This is a genomic window from Chryseobacterium subflavum, from assembly GCF_055762745.1.
On sequence record NZ_JBVTMR010000003.1, the window covers coordinates 752,564 to 769,502 of the forward strand.

Here is a 16,939-nt window from a genome sequence, read left to right on the forward strand (position 1 = left end):
TTAAGGTAATAAAGGACAGCTCAGAAATAAAACGATTGAATTACTCCTACAACACAATAAAGACCATAATTTTCGCTACAAAAAAATAAGAAGGATTATATAAAAAAAGATACTGCTTAAAAAACCCGATCTCATTAATCATCCTGATTTTCAGAACAGTTTTTCTTGTCCTTTTAAATTTATGAATGTATTATTGCAAAAAAATTATTATCATGTACATTCAGGTTTCTGAGGATTTCAAAAAGAAAAGTAAATCTGCTGTTTCAGCCATTGTTGTATTCATCCTCATATATCTTCTCATGTTCCTTTTTACCATAGCCTTGGCAGTAGGATGCATTATCGGAGGGATCGGATTAATTGCTGTAAAACCCATGTTTATTACCATCATGCTGGGAGCAGGGCTTGCAGGCACAGGAGTTTTCGTATTCTTTTTTATTATTAAATTTTTATTTAAGAAACACATTAACGACAGAAGCTTTCTGACTGAAATCAGAAGATCAGATGAACCTGAGCTTTTTAAAATGATCGATGAAATTGTAAAGGAGGCTGAAACTGATTTTCCTAAAAAAATATATTTAGCATACGATGTCAATGCAAGTGTTTTCTATGACTCCAGCTTTTGGAGTATGTTCTATCCTATTAAGAAAAATCTGACCATCGGACTTGGGCTGATTAATACTTCGACAAAACAGGAATTGAAAGCTGTCCTTTCCCATGAGTTTGGGCATTTTTCCCAACGCTCGATGAAAGTTGGAAGTTATGTGTATAATGTGAATCAAATTATCTTTAATCTGGTTAATGATGATGAATCGTACCGTAACTCTATTGAGAAATGGGCAAATATGAGTGGTTACTTCTCAATTTTTGCAGCATTAGCACTTTTTATCACAAATAAAATCCAGTGGGTGCTCACCAAAATGTATTCTTTTGTGAACATCAGACATATGGCACTTTCAAGAGAGATGGAGTTTCATGCAGATGAAGTAGCCGCGAATATTGCAGGATCACTGGCTTTGGAGGAGTCTTTATTAAGAATGGAACTGGCTCATAATTCATACCAGAATGTTATCAATTTTTATGACGCAAAGGTTTCAAAGAACCAGGCAAGTCCAAATATTTACAAAGAACAATTTTTTGTAATGAATTTCCTCGCAAAACAAAGTGAACTCGAAACCCAATATGGGCTTCCTTATGTAAAACTTTCTGAATCCGGACTTTTCAACAAGTCAAAACTGAATATTGAAAATCAGTGGGCTTCACATCCCTCCAACGAAGACAGAATCATAAGGCTTAGAAATCTTAATATCATAAAAGATAATGAGAGTACACCGGCTAAAAACCTTTTCAGGGATTTTGAAAAAACAGAAGAAAAGTTGACCGCAAAACTTTTTTCCAGAGTAAAGTACCAGAAGGAAAGAACCGAACTTAATTTTGAAACATTTACTACAGAATTTGAAGAACAATATAACAGAGATTCCTTTGATAAAATCTTCAATGGTTATTATGATAATAAAAACCCTGATTTCACTGTTACGGAAAATTCCAATGACAATCTTTCTTTCGAAGAGCTTTTTTCAAAAGACAAAGTAGAACTTGTTTATACTTTGCTTGCTTTGGAAAATGATAAAAAAACAATAGAAGCCATCGCTAAAAAAGAAATCATTCTAAAGACTTTTGATTATGACGGGAAAAAATATAATTCCGGAGAAGCAGGAAAACTTGTTCCACAATTGAATGATACCATCTCTGAAATCAAACAACAAATCCACCAGAATGACTCGGATATTTACACCTACTTCCTGAAATCTTCCACTGTTCTTAACAGAAAAAATGAATTTGAAAATGGCTACCGTAATTTTGAAGAATATGATGGTAAATATGAAGATAAATATATCTTATATTCTGAATTAATCAATGCAACATCATTTATTAATGAAAAAACTCAATTTGAACAAATCAAAAAGAATTTTACCAACCTGAAACCTCTTGAAACAAAATTAAAAAATGAAATTCTCCCATATTTAGAGAATACACAAGTAGTTGATGATATTGAAGAACAAACCTTAAAAGATCTTAAGTATTACATCGAGAATGAACTCGTCTATTTCAGCAGCGATCAGTATATCACGGCTAATTTGCAACTATTAATAACGGCAATAAACATACTTCCTTACTTTCTCCATAGACAATATTTTCTGATAAAAAAGGAATTCCTGACGGTTATAAAGGATATTGAAACTATCAAATCAGTTTCAGAACCAATCACTATATCAACCACTTCCAATTTTGCCCCGTAAATTAATGTTCATACAATGCTCTTAAGTCTTCAGACTTCAAAGAGGATTATTTATTCAATCTAAAACCGCCTTGTTTTTTCAAAGTGGTTTTTTTATTTACAAAATTAATTTATCTTTGCAACTAAGATATTTAGCAAATAAGAATAATGGAAATTAGTGAAGAAGCAATTCAACTGAGAAAACTTAGTCAACAGTTTGCCTATACTTCGATCCAAATGCACGAAAGTATCGGTAGAAAAATAGGCCTTAGCGGAACCGATCATAAGTATCTGGGATTTCTTGTGCAAAAGGGATCAATGACTGCCGGAGAACTGGCTGTCATCACAGGATTGACAACAGGTGCCATCACGGGCCTGATCGACAGGTTTGAAAAGAAAAAACTCGTCCGCCGCCAACCGGATAAGGATGACAGGCGAAAAATAATCATTGTCCCGGACAACGCCAGAATAGCCCAACTTATTATTCCTCAATATCAGGATTTCCAGGATAATACAGATCAGCTTTTTGCCTCTTTTTCACCGGAAGAATTAAAAACCCTGGAAAAATATTTCCGGAGTGCCCTGGAAATAATGAATACCAAAATTGAAAAAATAAAATCTTAAGTAAAATATGAGTATCATGGAAATGAATAATAAAGAACCTGAAAATAAAGTTTTAGACAAAGGGCCGTTTTATCATGGAACAAAGGCGGATCTGAAAACTGGAGACCTGCTGACCGCCGGATTCGCATCTAATTACTATCCGGAAATTATTATGAATCACATTTATTTTACCGCTTTAAAAAACGGAGCAGGACTTGCCGCCGCATTGGCAAATGGAGATGGTAGTGAAAGGATATACATTGTGGAGCCAACCGGTGAATTTGAAAACGACCCTAATGTAACAGACAAAAAATTTCCAGGTAATCCTACCCGTTCTTACCGCAGCAAGGAACCTTTAAAGATTATCGGCGAAGTAAAAGAATGGATCAAACTAACAGATGATGAACTTCAGAGATGGCGTGAAAACATTGCAAAAATCCGTGAGAACCCTGATGCAGAAATTATAAACTGACAAGCAGCACTACTTGATCTTTGACTTCAGGTCATCACTTAACTCGCGGATAACACCTATTTTGTCCTGTTGGATTTTTTTCCCCAGCTCTTTTCGCGGGCAGTTGGCATTGTATTTTGCTCCCCAATCCATCAGTTCAATGACGATTGGTAACAAATCTGCCCCTTTTTTTGTGAGGCTGTAGATAAATTTTGATTTGTTGAGCGGTGATACTTCCTTAACAAGGATTTTCTCTGCTTCCAGAACACTCAATCTGTTAACCAGTATATTTGATGCTATCCGCTCTTCAGAATGTAAAAATTCGCTGTACGACATTTTACCTCTCAGCATAACATCCCTGATGATTAAAAGTGACCACTTATCCCCGAAAATATCAAGGGAACAACTAATTGGGCAATCTGATCTCTGTTTATCCATATAAAAATAAGTTATTGCAAAATGCAATAACTTTTATATCTTTGTTATTGCATTTTGCAACAACAAAGATAATCACAAATTTTAATACAATGGAAAATCAAACAAACACAAGGCAACTTCTTGAAACTTATTACAAGGGATTTGCAGCAAAAGCCAATTGGGAAAGTACATTAGCCGACGATTTCGAATATACAGGCGGTGACATGACCAACACAACTCCTGTTGTTGGAAAGCAGGCTTATATTGAAATTATAAAGCGGTTTTCACAACGTTTTGAAGCCATGAGAGTGAAACAAATGGTAATTGAAGATGATAAAGCCAGTGTCATCGGAAATTATGATTTCCAATTCCCGAACGGTGCTAAAATTAATGGTAATGTTTCTGAAAACTGGACCGTGAAAAATGGGAAATTACAATCTCTAACCCTGTATTTTGATACCTTAACTTTTATGGAGAATATGAAGCCATAAACCATCCGGCTTTCATGGATATTTTATATCAAAAAAAAACCATTCTATTTTCAGGAGTGGTTTTTTGTTATATTTATCGTTGTTAAAAAGAGACCAATGAATGTAAAATTTGATACCTTGATCTTATATGTTCAGAACATTCCATTGATAAAAAAATTTTATACTGAAAATTTTAATCTCCCAGTGATTGAGGAAGACGCCAGCTGGCTGCTCCTTAATGCAGGATCGGTCCAAATCGGATTTCATAAAATTGGAGACCGTTATCTGGAAAAAATTAATGCAGGTCATCAATTCGATAATAATACAAAGATCGTTTTTGAAATTGACACAGACATCGAACAGGCAAGAGATGAGTTCGTATCGAAAAATATCCTGATGAAAGAAATTAAAACCTTTGAAAACTATGATTATTGGTTATGTGACGGAACTGATCCTGAAGGAAATGTATTCCAGCTAAAGTCTAAACAGTAATTACACAACCTCTTTAAATTCTCCGTTTTCATGAAAACAATAATCATCATGTGCTGTCTTGTTGTACTGTGGGTTTATATGTATTATCCGGTTTTTGACAGTGAAGGGATATCTTATTTTATCATTTTTTCCTGTTTTACAGTTCTTTGTTTTTCCATTGCTAAAATATATTCTTCTGACACTAAGACAGATTATGAATCAATTGAAAAGGAAACCGACAGATTAGAGAAATTAGATGGGAATTTTAAATACACTGCAGATGGTTTTTACCATAAGCACAAAAATCAGCCAGAATTTATCCGATGGGATGAAATTGTTTCTGTCTATTCATTCAGCATCCCTTTTTTTGACGACAGACAGACAGGCCTTGAAATCATAACCGACAAAAATCAGTATGAATTCGATCAGGAAATACCCGGAATCACAAAACTGACGCACATGCTCGAGCAAAACCTTCCGGATTGGGATTCAAATGCACCGACTCTTAGGATCAATAATTACGGGCTTGAAAAAGCAAAGCTATACGAACGGAAGATATAGTTGTAAAATAAGAAATAAGAAATAATAACATCACATGGATAAATATATCCCGGCATCTTTGATCTCCTGATTTTCACGTATATTTATCAAAGCATCATCAATCACAAAATGTACTATGAAAAATATTGTAGCAGTATCAGTTATTTTATTAATGCTATCCTGTGAAAGCAAGGAAGCAAAAAAAGAAAGGATTTTTAAAGAGTTCCAGGAAGAGGCAAAGGCCATGAAGAAAAATCAGATCGATCTGTTTGTGGGTTCAAAGCCCATACCTTTTTCAGCTAAAACGATCAGTGGGACTTCTTTTAATTCACGGGATTACCTGGGGAAAAACCTTGTTATTTTTATTTACGATAAATCTTATCTGAAAAAGAGCGAATCCTATGATATGGCGGAAGAATTTAATGCTTTATACAGTAAATACAATAAGGAAGCTCATTTTATTGGTATTGTAGAAGGGTTTGTGGAAAATGAAAAAGAGTTTAAAGATTACCTTGCCCACTCGAATGTTCTTTTTGAACAAATTGACAATACAAAGTCGTACAATAAATCTGAGAAATTAAATTATAATGTATTTTGCAATCCGGCAAAAGTACTTATTGGCATAGATGGCAAAGTCCTCCATTCTTCATGCGGAGGAGGAAATATTTCGGCTATTGCCCAAAAACTTGACAGCATAAAAAGCCAATAAGAAATAAGCTCATTGATGAATCAATAAAACAAAAAGATGGAAAACACAAATTACGAAAGGGTTTACAACATGTCGTTCGCCGGGGTTTATCCTCACTATATTACCAAAGCAGAAAAGAAAGGGCGCACAAAAGAAGAAGTACATGAAATTATTTTTTGGCTGACGGGCTATACTGAAAAAGATCTTCAGGAAATAATTAAGAATAAAACTAATTTCAGGGATTTTTTCGAACAAGCCCCACAAATTAATCCCAGTGTTACTTTGATAAAAGGAGTTATTTGCGGATACCGTGTGGAAGATATTGAAGATGACCTCATGAGAAAAATCCGTTATCTCGACAAGCTGATTGATGAGCTCGCCAAGGGAAAAGCAATGGACAAAATTTTAAGAAAATAATTATCTTAAAAGTCTTAACTCCACTTTAAGCTACTATAAAATTTTAATTTCTCCATAAAATAATCTACATTTGCATTATAATTAAATGAATATTCATTTAATTATAATGAGCTGAAAATAAATAAAATGAGAAACAGGGATCTTACTAAAGAAAATACAATTAAACAAAAAGCAATAGAAATTATTGTACAAGATGGATTGGACGGCTTTACAATTAATAAACTCGCAAAAGCATGCAACATTTCTGTGGGAACACCTTATGTATATTATAAAGATAAAGATGATCTCATTGTAAAATTGGTTATTGAGGAAGGAAACAAAATGGAAACCCTCATCAATGAAGGATTCGATCCTAAATCCAGTCTGGAAGAAGGGTTGCGCGTACAATGGGCAAACAGATACAACTATGCTATTAAAAACCCTTTGCTCCTACCCTTCTTTGAGCAAATCAATAATTCTCATTACAGTCAGCAATTTGCTCAAATGTTTAATGAGAAACCGGGAATGTTTATGAGTGAATTTAAAAATAACCTTTTGAACTTTATTTCAAATACGATACAGCGGGGAGAGATTGATGATACCCCATTTGAAATTTATTGGTCAATTGCATTTGCTCCTCTGTATAATTTACTACGTTTTCATCAACAGGGAAAAAGCATCAGCGGATTACCTTTTGCTCTCACAGATGAAATGGTATGGACAACTTTTCATAAAGTGTGTAAAGCTTTAAAAAAATAATTAAATCAAATAATAATTACAATGACACATTCATTTTTAATGATAGGTCAGTCTAATATGGCCGGACGTGGATTTCTAAAAGATGTTCCTCCAATCCTTGATGAAAAAATTAAAATGCTAAGAAATGGGAGGTGGCAAATGATGGCAGAACCTATCAATTTTGACAGACCAACTTCAGGAATCAGCCTGGCTACAACATTTGCTTCATCATGGCGGTTATTCCATAATCAGGAAGATGATATCGGATTGATTCCTTGTGCTGATGGCGGAACAAGCCTGGATGACTGGTCAGTGGAGGGAGCATTATTTCAAAATGCTATTTTTCAAGCTAAAGCGGCACAAAAAATCAGCACATTAAGTGGCATTCTTTGGCATCAGGGGGAAAGTGACAGTCATGGACAAAAATACAGGTCATATACCGAAAAATTAAGCTACATCATAAATACTTTGAGAGAAGAGCTTAATACTCCGGAAATTCCATTGATCGTTGGAGGATTAGGAAGCTTTTTAACGGAAGGTATGTATGGACAATACTTTAGTGAATACAGTAAAATTAATGAGGCTTTAGTTCAATATGCGAAAGATAACGAGCATGCCTATTTTGTATCTGCAGAAGGTTTAACAGGTAATCCGGACAATATCCACTTTGATGCTGTTTCTCAAAGAAAATTGGGCATCAGATATTTTAAAGCCTTTCAGCAAAAAAACAATATTATAGGAATATTGTCTGATGAAGAGCAGATAATGAACAAGATTCACAATCGTCCGTTAACAAAAAATGAAAAATACGAATTGCTTCAATATGATTTTGCAATGGGATTGGTGAGTGCGAATGAATTTCAGGTACAATTTGCCCAACTTAAGTAACATTACTTTTTAGCTATCATAAAAATGGAACCGGTTTTTTAACCGGTTTTTCAATTTGAAAAAATTCAATCAGTATTTTACTTATTTTTAGTGCTTAATTATACAGTAAAAAAACACCATAACAATAAAACAATAATTATGAGCTTAAAAACATTAGTCACGAAAAGTGTTCAGTACAACAACTGGGTGGTGAACAAATATATTGACTGGCTTTCTACCAAATCGGATGAACAGCTTAATCAGGAAACGATTTCCAGTTTCCCTACCATCCTGAAGACCCTGCATCATATCTGGCAAACTCAGGAATATTGGTGGAGCCATATCAATGAAAATAATGACTTTGATTTCGCTAAAATTTCCAACACCAATACTAAAGATGAAGTTTTCAGTGCAATCAAAAATAACTCTCAGAAACTTGTAGATTATGTAGAAAGCCTATCCGAAGAGGATTTAGCAAAAAATGTAAAAATAGAGTCTCAATGGTTTCAATGTGATTTCTCTAAATATGAGTATATCCAGCATGCAGTTATCCATGGAACTTACCATAGAGGACAGATTGTAACCATGGGAAGGAACATAGGTATCACAGACGCCCCCATGACAGATTATAATTACTGGAATATTTATAAAGATCAGCAATAATTTCAACCTTAGCATATTTAAAATTATTATGTCATTCAATTTAGATAAAGCAACAGAAATTCTTGAACGTACCCCCGATGTTTTAACCTCATTACTGGAGGGATTAAGTGATGAATGGATCTATACCAACGAAGGAGAAGAAACATGGAGCCCTTTTGATATAATCGGCCACTTGATCCACGGAGAAAAAACAGATTGGATGATCCGGGCAGAAATAACCCTATCTGACGGACCGGAGAAAACTTTTACTCCGTTTGACAGATTTGCACAGTTTGAAGAGAGCAAAGGCAAAACACTATCCCAATTACTGACAGAGTTCCGTGATCTGAGAAAGAAAAACCTCATCACTTTACAATCTAAGAATATAACTGATGAAGATCTTGACAAAACCGGAATTCACCCGGCATTTGGTGATAGAACTTTAAGACAGTTGTTATCAACATGGGTTGCTCATGATCTTGGCCATATTGCACAAATATCAAGGGTAATGGCAAAACAATACAAGTATGACGTTGGCCCATGGAGAAACTATCTGCCTATATTGGACCGGTAATATCGGATAGTATTTGGAAATATATTACCATTAATAAACTGTCAATACATTACAATGGAAATCATCAGAAAGTTGTTGACTTCAAATAAAATTTATAAAATCACAAACCCATAATATGGAAAAATATGCATCATCATCGGATGGACAAAAAATTCATTACAAAGAAACAGGCACCGGAGATACAGCCTTAATCCTGGTTCACGGATGGCTGGGAAATGCGGAATGGTGGGAAAACCAGAAGGAATATTTTAAAAATAAATACCGTATTGTTCAGATGGACCTTGCAGGCCATGGAAAATCTGACAAATCCAGAAAAAACTGGTCGAGTGAGCAATATGCAGAAGATATTAAAGCCGTTGCCAGCCAGATCGATTCAAAAGACATTATATTAGTTGGCCACTCAATGTCGGGAGCGTATGTTCTGGAAGCTGCCCTGAAAATTCCCAATTTAAAGTCAGTGATTTTGGTGGATACCATAAAAAACCTGGACGAAACTTTCCCAATGGAACAGGTGGAAGAGGTTCTATTTGTTCATTACCGGAATGATTTTAAAAATGCGGTCGAAAATATTCTTCCCCAATTCCTTTTTGTGGAAAAAACTCCGGAAACAGTAAAGGAAAGAGTACAAAAAGAATTTCTTCAGAATACGGGAGAGATGGCAATAGAACTGCTCATTCCCTTATACAAAACCGATTTCCGGAAAGCCGCATCGCAGATTAAAGTGCCCGTAAGAGCAATCAACTCCGATGCTTCACCTACAAATGCTGATGCCAACCGCCAATACTTACAGGATTTCGATTATGTAAATATAAGTGATGTAGGCCACTACCCTATGCTTGAAAAGCCTCAGGAATTTAATATACTCTTGGAAAATATATTGGAACAAACAAACTGAGCATCAAAATTAATACTAAAAGATCACTAACAATCCATTCAAATAAAGTCTTGAATGGATTGTAATTTTAGAGCACAGAACGCGCTACAGAAACAAGTTCTACCCTATGAAATACCATTTGTAAGCATTCTTTAATTAGCAATCGAAAAGTAGTAGCGTTCCTTATAGGATGATCTGTCCTAAAAAAAAATCTTTTCCATTCAAAAAGGACCGATTTATACAATTTTCAATGTCCTCTATGAAATAATTTTGTTTCATAATACCATACTTTATTATGAAGCTTTTTATTTTATATCTCTACATCATGATCGGAAGCGGAATATTATTTGTTAACCTTTACAATTCCCTTGTCGATGCCCCGAACTGGGGTAGAAACATTCCCGATTCCCTTGAAACGGCAAAAAATTATTTTCAGCAGAAAACACCGGCAAATTTCTTTAAAATAACAGGACCTCTCCACCACCTCATCGGATTAGCGGTGATCATTTTTTTGTGGAATCCATATCCTCAGATCCGGGGGTATATAATTTCGGCATTCATCCTTTTTGTTCTTGCTGATGTATTTACAGTAATGTATTTCTTTCCGAGAAACAATATTCTTTTCGGACAAAAACCTGTCGATCCCAAAATTGCTTTGCAAACGTGGAAAGAATGGAGCCACATGAATTGGATCCGTTCATTGATACTTCTTTCCGGAGTTGTAATTGCGTGCATTTCTCTATATAAAATATACCGGTAAAACATCCTGATACTCTTAATTAATTTCAAAAATCATTTCCCATTTCAAAAAACTTCCCGAAATTAGCAGCCTGTGCGTTAAATACTAATTAATGAATTAAAAACAAGTAAACAAGACATACAGTAAAACTTAGCATAAGTTTTCTTCGGGGCAGGGTGAAATTCCCTACCGGCGGTTATAGTCCGCGACTCCTTTTTCATTAAAGGACTGATTTGGTGAAATTCCAAAACCGACAGTTAAAGTCTGGATGGGAGAAGAAAATGAAACGATCAATAAGCTTGCCTTATGGACTTATTGGTGCGTATTTCATTTCCATGTACCGAAGTGTATTTTAACTTTTAAAGTAAAATAACATGGAAAAATTATTAGAAAAATTCGGAGTTTCCTCCAGAGAACGTGTAGAAAATGCACTTTTAAAATTACAACAGGGCAAAGGCATCCTTCTTGTGGATGACGAGAATCGCGAAAACGAAGGCGATATCATCTTCCCTGCCTCTACCATTACAGAACAGGATATGGCACTTTTGATCCGCGAATGCAGCGGAATTGTTTGTTTATGCATTTCGGAAGAGAAAAGCAAACATCTTAATCTGCGACCAATGGTAGAGACCAACAACAGTAAAAATCAAACCGCATTTACCATTTCCATTGAAGCAAAAGAAGGAGTGGAATCCGGTGTTTCTGCAAAGGATCGGGTAACCACGATCAGAACTGCCATAGCAGAAAATGCTTTGGCGGACCATATTGCAAGCCCGGGACACGTCTTTCCTCTTGTTGCCAAAAAAGGAGGCGTCTTTGAAAGAAGGGGTCATACGGAAGGAAGTGTTGATCTGGTAAAGATGGCAAATCTTGGGGATGATGCGGTTCTTTGTGAACTCACCAATGAAGACGGCTCTATGGCAAGACTACCCGAAATTGTAGATTTCGCGGAAAAAAAAGGAATGAGTGTAGTCACTATTGAAGACATTCATGCTTATCGCAGAATGATCGCGCAAAATTAAAACAGAAAATATTTAACGTACAGAAAACAGCTCCGGATTCTCCGGAGCTGTTCTTATGATAAAAATATGCATGATTAAAAAGTAGCCGCAGGAGCTGTAGAATTATTAAGTTTTTTCTGCATATCCGTTTTCTTTCCTTTTGAGAAATCATAGCTGAAGCCCAGAACAAACATCGACTTATTATTCATAATCTGGCTATTTCGTGAATAGTTGACCACGCTTTCAGGAAGACTTTTTGTCTTGTATTCCGAAGGCATTCCTATCCAGTACAATCCTGTAGAGAATGTCCAGTCTTTGTGTTTATAATTGACGAAAACATGATTCGCATTCTCATTGGTATTGAGAAATGCACCACTAAGTAAATACACAGGAATATTGACCTGATATTGTAGTGAGAATGATTTGTACTCCGAAGATAATTCCAGATTATTGGCGATATAATTATTTTTGATCAATGCGCCCTTGCTCGTTCTTACGGTTTCAGATGAAGGAGCAACCATAGCTTTGATCACAAGAAGATTATTCCCAAAAGGCTTATAGGATCCCGTAAGCTGCAGCCCATATTGTTTCGAGCTTTTTGCATTTTCGTAGGTAAGGGCATATCCTCCAAAAGTATCGTCCATCACATAAAACTGGTTGATCGTACGTCGGGTATCTGAATAAAATAAATTAGCATTAAAATCAAAATACTTATTGTTCAGTGAATAGATCAGGTTATTTCCCCATGTCAGCTGTGACTTAAGAAATGGATTTCCTTTTTGCACAATGTTCGGTGCCATCTGTACCACATTACTACTTAATGCAGCACTCCATGGACTCTTTGGTTTATAGCTGCTTGTAAAACGAAGACTCTGATTTCCTTTCAGCTGATATCCTAAAATAACTTTTGGAGTAATAGACCATTCATCAAAAGTAGTTTCAGCACTTTTATTATGAATGTTGGTAAGGCCTGCACCAACACGGTATGTAAACTTTTCAATTTTACCGGAAAATTCTGTGTAGAAATATTGCTCTAAATAATTCACTTTGTACTGTGAAAATCCTGCAAGGTTTTGGAGATCATTGGAAATAGAGGTGTTCGAGATACGATACCCTGAAGAAAGTTTTCCACCTTCAAAATCATGAGTATGGGCAATCTCTCCAACAAAACCCGTCTGTTTAGCTGTAAGATTCATATCATTATCAAAAACTGAATTCCCTGAAGAGGTGATCCATTCCTTTGTAAATTCTGAAGTATCTGTGGTAAAATGGGAACCCACGACATTCAAACTTAATTCATCTTTTTTACTCAGTTTTTTTGAAAAGTAAAGATCAAGTGTCGGTGTTACGTAATCCGTCCCTCCCCTTTTCATCATGGTATGCCCTTCCGTAACATCATCTTTTGTGAAAGTACTTTCTCCCTTACCATTCACGAAAGTATGAAGGATATCCATATTCAGTTTTGCCTGAAATGAATAATTATCAGGCACCATACGGGTATACCTTAAAGCAATATTTTGAGAGGTATATCCAAAATGATCTTTCTTCTTTTCATCGGAAAGATAATGTGAATTATCAAGCTGATAGTCATAGATACTGCGTACTCTCCGGTTGTCATAATCTCTTAAATTCATGGAATATTCCAAACCGAAATTATTTTTGCCTTTTGTAAAATTGGCATATGCTGATCCATTTACGAATCCTGTATTCAATGCGGTCATTACATCGGTTCCAAAAACATATCCTGTCTCTGTAGACCGTGTAATCACATTAATAACCGTATCCGCTCTTGTTGCCCACCTTGCGGGTGGAATATCATAGTATTCAACTTTTACTACTTCACTGGGTGCTATACTCCGGATCTGCATATCCGTTGCTTCAATTCCATTAATAAGAAATAAAGAAGTTCCTCCTTTCGTACTTTTCAAAGTATTCGAAACAGGATCCAACTGTAATTCCGGTAATGTCTTTAATAGGTCCTTTGCGTAACGGGCCTTTTCTAACGCTGCTTTATCAAAAGTATATACTGCTTTGTCTGCAAACTGTTTTTTACGTTGGGACTTTATAATCACCTCCTGGATTTCTGCCGTCTTTGTTTGATCAATAGTATCGCTTTTGATGTTTTCCTGCGAAAACACAAAAACTCCACAAAGAAAAAGGGCGGCACATACTGTTTTTTTCATGTCAGAAATTGAATAATATAAAATAGGACAAGCAGAATCTGATATGTATTACATGGTATACGGATTCAAGTCATCAATAAATTCCTAACTAACTTTATATAAATAGTTTATTTTTCATTTAATTATTCATTTCTATACACTATTGCCCATTTTTTGCTGCTATTATTATAAACTCCAGTATTAAATTTAGAATCATGAAAAAATATCTCCTGCTTATCCTCCCTTTTCTTTTTTCGAAAGTCTGTTCACAGGAGGTCACTCCTGTTTCTGAAGAAAAAATGAATATCATTAAAACCAATGTCACAGCATATGCATTCAGGAACATTAATTTGTCATATGAAAGAGCCTTCAATCAGTGGTTCTCTGTGAATGTAGGATTTGGAACAATGCCTGAAGGAAAGGTTCCGTTCATTAATGCATTTTTAAAAGATAAAGATGAAGAGCGGTTTCAGAATTTAAGGATTAAAGCAACTAATTTTACTTTCGAGCCTCGTTTCTATTTAGGAGCAGGATACGGAAAAGGCTTTTACGTAGCCCCGTATTACAGATATTCAAAAGTAAGTTCTAATACTTTTGATTTCTATTATGATTTTAAACCCACCAATGGAGTTACTTATCAGATTCCATTGAAAGGATCAGGAGATACCAATGGTAATAGTGGTGGATTAATGGTCGGGGTACAATTCTTTCTTACCAAAAGCCAAAATCTTGTTTTAGATCTCTGGATTGCCGGTGCACATTATGGTAGTGGAAAAGGTGACTTTACGCTGACAAGTGATTATCTGCTGACCCCTGAAATGCAACAACAGCTAAAAAAAGAGATCGAAAATCTGGACATCCCGTTTGTAAAATATACCGTAGAAACCAATCCCAATGGAGCCCGGATAAAAGTAGATGGTCCCTGGGCAGGCTTCAGAAGCGGATTATCATTAGGATATCGTTTTTAAAACCTGGATACATAAAAAATGATTGATCAGGTAGTGTTCTGAAAATTAGAACACTTTTTTTATATCTTTAAGCCCTAATAATGTATTTCGGATTATAATTTTATGAAAATCCTTATCATCGAAGACCATAAAGATCTTGCTTCCAACATCACAGATTATCTTAAAAAAGAAGACTATGTTTGTGAAGTGGCGACTAATGCAAAAGAAGCTTTAGAAAAAATTGAGCTTTTCGAATATGATTGCATCCTACTTGATCTGATGCTTCCGGATGGAAATGGATTGGAAATCCTGAAACATATTAAAAATGATGCTCCGGAATCCAGCATCATCATTGTATCCGCCAAAGACTCCCTGGATACCAAACTGACAGGTTTGGACGAAGGAGCCGATGATTATATGACCAAACCTTTCTCATTACCGGAACTGCATTCCAGAATAAAAGCCGTGCTCAGGAGAAAAACACCGGAAACCAACCGCATCTTAAGTTTCAATGAATTTACTATTGATCTGGAATCAAAAGAGTGTAAAGTGAATGAGCGACTACTGAATCTCACCAAAAAAGAACTCAACCTGCTGATCTATTTTATTAATAATCAAAACAGAATGCTTTCCAAACAGGCTATAGCAAGTCACCTGTGGGGAGATTATACTTATAGTGTGGATAATATAGATTTTGTATACCAGCATTTGAAAAATCTGCGAAAAAAGATTATTGACGGAGGAGGCAAAGATTATCTGCAGACTGTTTATGGGTTGGGTTATAAATGGATTGATAAATGAATTTAAGCTTTCGTTTTGCCAGAGCATTTACTATCCTGGTTTTCTTTGTCCTTACCACAGGCTTTACGATTTTGTATTTTGCCTTTGAAAGGGCAACGATGCGTTCAGCGATCCTCAAACTTGAAGATCTTAATGCTTATGTGGCCAATAAGTTGGCACAAGATTCCACATACGATTATCTTACCATACACCACAGACAAACCCAGGTTAAGATCCTACCGTCCGATTACAAGAATACCAAAGAAAAAATTATTGAAGAAAAGTACATCTGGAATAAAAGTGTACAGTCTTACATCAATAAAATTACCGTTATTACCTACCCTGTCATTCATAAAAAAAGATATGCCATAACCAGCGTAAGATACATCACCATCATTGAAAACCATTTTCTGATAAGTATTATTATGGTGGTTGCCTGGATCATGGTGTTCCTTATTATTCTTACGATCATTGTCGGGGTCCTGGTTTCAAAGAAGATTCTTGAACCGTTCTATCATGCCATAGAAGAGATCAAAAAATTCAGTCTTAAGAATAACAGGCCTATGAGCCTTATGAAAACAGAGACCGAAGAATTTAAATCCTTAAACAGGTTTTTGCTAAAAATGTCCGAGAGTTCAAAAAAGGACTATCATTTATTAGAAGAACTTTCGGAAAACACTTCCCACGAGCTCCAAACTCCACTGGCTTCCATTAAAGGAAAGATCGAGTTACTGATGGACAGTGATCTCTCAGAAAAACAACTGCTTACCCTCTCCTCGATGAACGATGAACTGGACAGGCTCTCTTCTATTAATCAATCCCTTATTCTATTAGCTAAGCTGGAGCATTTTGAAAAAAGCGAATCGAATCATATCAACTTTTCAGAGCTGCTTAGTGAACGACTTCAGTATTTCGAGGATATCTTTGAAATTCAGAACCTATCATTAACCAGAAATATCCGGGAAGAGGTTTACCTTAATTTCGATGAGAATTTGGCTATTATTGTGATCAATAACCTCATCAATAACGCAAAAAGGCATAATATCGAAAATGGAAAGATCAGAGTAACTCTTACCGAAGATTATTTTGAGATTTCCAATACCGGAAATCCTCCAACTATTCCTACGGAAGAATTGTTCAAAAGATTCAAGCGCGGAAACCCTGATCAAAACTCAATTGGGATCGGTTTGGCACTCGTGAAGAAGATTTTGGAGATTTATGACACTGAAATTACTTATCATTTTGAAAACAATTTTCATACTTTAAAGATCAATTTCATAAAATAAAAGATTGAAATTCAAAAA

General features: G+C 35.5%; 20 protein-coding genes and 1 riboswitch. Of the genes, 18 read left to right on the top strand and 2 right to left on the bottom strand.

All coding sequences use genetic code 11. The annotated features are described in order from the left end of the window. Positions 1 to 212: 212 nt before the first annotated feature. From AC0INN_RS16880 to arr, 3 genes are all read left to right on the top strand, one after another. Positions 213 to 2,297 (top strand): M48 family metallopeptidase, encoded by a 2,085-nt coding sequence (locus AC0INN_RS16880; protein ID WP_306614173.1) that lies wholly within the window; start codon positions 213 to 215, stop codon positions 2,295 to 2,297. A gap of 146 nt (positions 2,298 to 2,443) precedes the next feature. Continuing rightward, positions 2,444 to 2,899 (top strand): MarR family winged helix-turn-helix transcriptional regulator, encoded by a 456-nt coding sequence (locus AC0INN_RS16885; RefSeq protein WP_306614175.1) that lies wholly within the window; start codon positions 2,444 to 2,446, stop codon positions 2,897 to 2,899. Between the two features lie 16 nt (positions 2,900 to 2,915). Beyond that, positions 2,916 to 3,350, top strand: a complete 435-nt coding sequence (arr, locus tag AC0INN_RS16890; protein WP_228456995.1) for an NAD(+)--rifampin ADP-ribosyltransferase — start codon at positions 2,916 to 2,918, stop codon at positions 3,348 to 3,350. A 9-nt stretch (positions 3,351 to 3,359) separates the two neighbouring features. Here the strand turns inward: arr and AC0INN_RS16895 are convergent, their stop codons facing one another. Further along, positions 3,360 to 3,767 carry a winged helix-turn-helix transcriptional regulator gene (locus tag AC0INN_RS16895; protein ID WP_273649500.1) on the bottom strand — a complete coding sequence of 136 codons (408 nt, stop codon included), beginning with the start codon at positions 3,765 to 3,767 and terminating at the stop codon, positions 3,360 to 3,362. 89 nt (positions 3,768 to 3,856) lie between these two features. Here AC0INN_RS16895 and AC0INN_RS16900 point away from each other — a divergent pair, with 89 nt between their 5' ends. From AC0INN_RS16900 to ribB, 12 genes are all read left to right on the top strand, one after another. After that, positions 3,857 to 4,237, top strand: a complete 381-nt coding sequence (locus AC0INN_RS16900; protein ID WP_273649502.1) for a nuclear transport factor 2 family protein — start codon at positions 3,857 to 3,859, stop codon at positions 4,235 to 4,237. A gap of 96 nt (positions 4,238 to 4,333) precedes the next feature. After that, the gene (locus AC0INN_RS16905; RefSeq protein WP_273649504.1) at positions 4,334 to 4,708 is read left to right on the top strand and encodes a VOC family protein; all 375 of its coding nucleotides are present in this window, start codon (positions 4,334 to 4,336) and stop codon (positions 4,706 to 4,708) included. Between the two features lie 30 nt (positions 4,709 to 4,738). Next, positions 4,739 to 5,248, top strand: coding sequence for a hypothetical protein (locus tag AC0INN_RS16910; RefSeq protein ID WP_273649506.1), 510 nt, complete (start codon positions 4,739 to 4,741; stop codon positions 5,246 to 5,248). Positions 5,249 to 5,363: 115 nt separating this feature from the next. Beyond that, the gene (locus AC0INN_RS16915) at positions 5,364 to 5,936 is read left to right on the top strand and encodes a peroxiredoxin family protein (RefSeq protein WP_273649508.1); all 573 of its coding nucleotides are present in this window, start codon (positions 5,364 to 5,366) and stop codon (positions 5,934 to 5,936) included. 36 nt (positions 5,937 to 5,972) lie between these two features. Beyond that, positions 5,973 to 6,332 (top strand): DUF2200 domain-containing protein, encoded by a 360-nt coding sequence (locus AC0INN_RS16920; protein WP_273649510.1) that lies wholly within the window; start codon positions 5,973 to 5,975, stop codon positions 6,330 to 6,332. Positions 6,333 to 6,458: 126 nt separating this feature from the next. Further along, a complete protein-coding gene (locus AC0INN_RS16925; RefSeq protein ID WP_273649511.1) occupies positions 6,459 to 7,070 on the top strand; it encodes a TetR/AcrR family transcriptional regulator in 612 nt (203 codons plus the stop codon). Positions 7,071 to 7,091: 21 nt separating this feature from the next. Further along, positions 7,092 to 7,937, top strand: a complete 846-nt coding sequence (locus AC0INN_RS16930) for a sialate O-acetylesterase (protein ID WP_273649513.1) — start codon at positions 7,092 to 7,094, stop codon at positions 7,935 to 7,937. Between the two features lie 138 nt (positions 7,938 to 8,075). Then, positions 8,076 to 8,579: a DinB family protein gene (locus AC0INN_RS16935; RefSeq protein ID WP_273649515.1), complete on the top strand. Its 504-nt coding sequence runs from the start codon at positions 8,076 to 8,078 to the stop codon at positions 8,577 to 8,579. A gap of 28 nt (positions 8,580 to 8,607) precedes the next feature. After that, positions 8,608 to 9,132, top strand: a complete 525-nt coding sequence (locus tag AC0INN_RS16940; protein WP_306614180.1) for a DinB family protein — start codon at positions 8,608 to 8,610, stop codon at positions 9,130 to 9,132. Positions 9,133 to 9,247: 115 nt separating this feature from the next. After that, the gene (locus tag AC0INN_RS16945) at positions 9,248 to 10,027 is read left to right on the top strand and encodes an alpha/beta fold hydrolase (RefSeq protein ID WP_273649519.1); all 780 of its coding nucleotides are present in this window, start codon (positions 9,248 to 9,250) and stop codon (positions 10,025 to 10,027) included. A 274-nt stretch (positions 10,028 to 10,301) separates the two neighbouring features. Then, the gene (locus AC0INN_RS16950; RefSeq protein ID WP_273649521.1) at positions 10,302 to 10,766 is read left to right on the top strand and encodes an anthrone oxygenase family protein; all 465 of its coding nucleotides are present in this window, start codon (positions 10,302 to 10,304) and stop codon (positions 10,764 to 10,766) included. Positions 10,767 to 10,903: 137 nt separating this feature from the next. Further along, a riboswitch (FMN riboswitch) is annotated at positions 10,904 to 11,029 on the top strand. A gap of 90 nt (positions 11,030 to 11,119) precedes the next feature. Next, entirely contained in the window at positions 11,120 to 11,767 is a 648-nt protein-coding gene (gene ribB, locus AC0INN_RS16955; RefSeq protein WP_172280579.1) for a 3,4-dihydroxy-2-butanone-4-phosphate synthase, read from the top strand. A 74-nt stretch (positions 11,768 to 11,841) separates the two neighbouring features. Here the strand turns inward: ribB and AC0INN_RS16960 are convergent, their stop codons facing one another. Next, positions 11,842 to 13,929, bottom strand: a complete 2,088-nt coding sequence (locus tag AC0INN_RS16960) for an outer membrane beta-barrel protein (protein ID WP_273649523.1) — start codon at positions 13,927 to 13,929, stop codon at positions 11,842 to 11,844. Positions 13,930 to 14,123: 194 nt separating this feature from the next. On the opposite strand from AC0INN_RS16960, the gene AC0INN_RS16965 reads away from it, so the two are divergent. From AC0INN_RS16965 to AC0INN_RS16975, 3 genes are all read left to right on the top strand, one after another. After that, complete coding sequence (locus AC0INN_RS16965) at positions 14,124 to 14,876, top strand: DUF3575 domain-containing protein (protein WP_273649525.1); 753 nt, start codon at positions 14,124 to 14,126, stop codon at positions 14,874 to 14,876. Positions 14,877 to 14,978: 102 nt separating this feature from the next. Beyond that, positions 14,979 to 15,656 (top strand): response regulator transcription factor, encoded by a 678-nt coding sequence (locus AC0INN_RS16970; RefSeq protein WP_172280585.1) that lies wholly within the window; start codon positions 14,979 to 14,981, stop codon positions 15,654 to 15,656. Further along, complete coding sequence (locus tag AC0INN_RS16975) at positions 15,653 to 16,921, top strand: sensor histidine kinase (RefSeq protein WP_273649527.1); 1,269 nt, start codon at positions 15,653 to 15,655, stop codon at positions 16,919 to 16,921. The genes AC0INN_RS16970 and AC0INN_RS16975 overlap by 4 nt, the downstream gene beginning before the upstream one ends. The last annotated feature ends 18 nt before the right edge of the window (positions 16,922 to 16,939 follow it).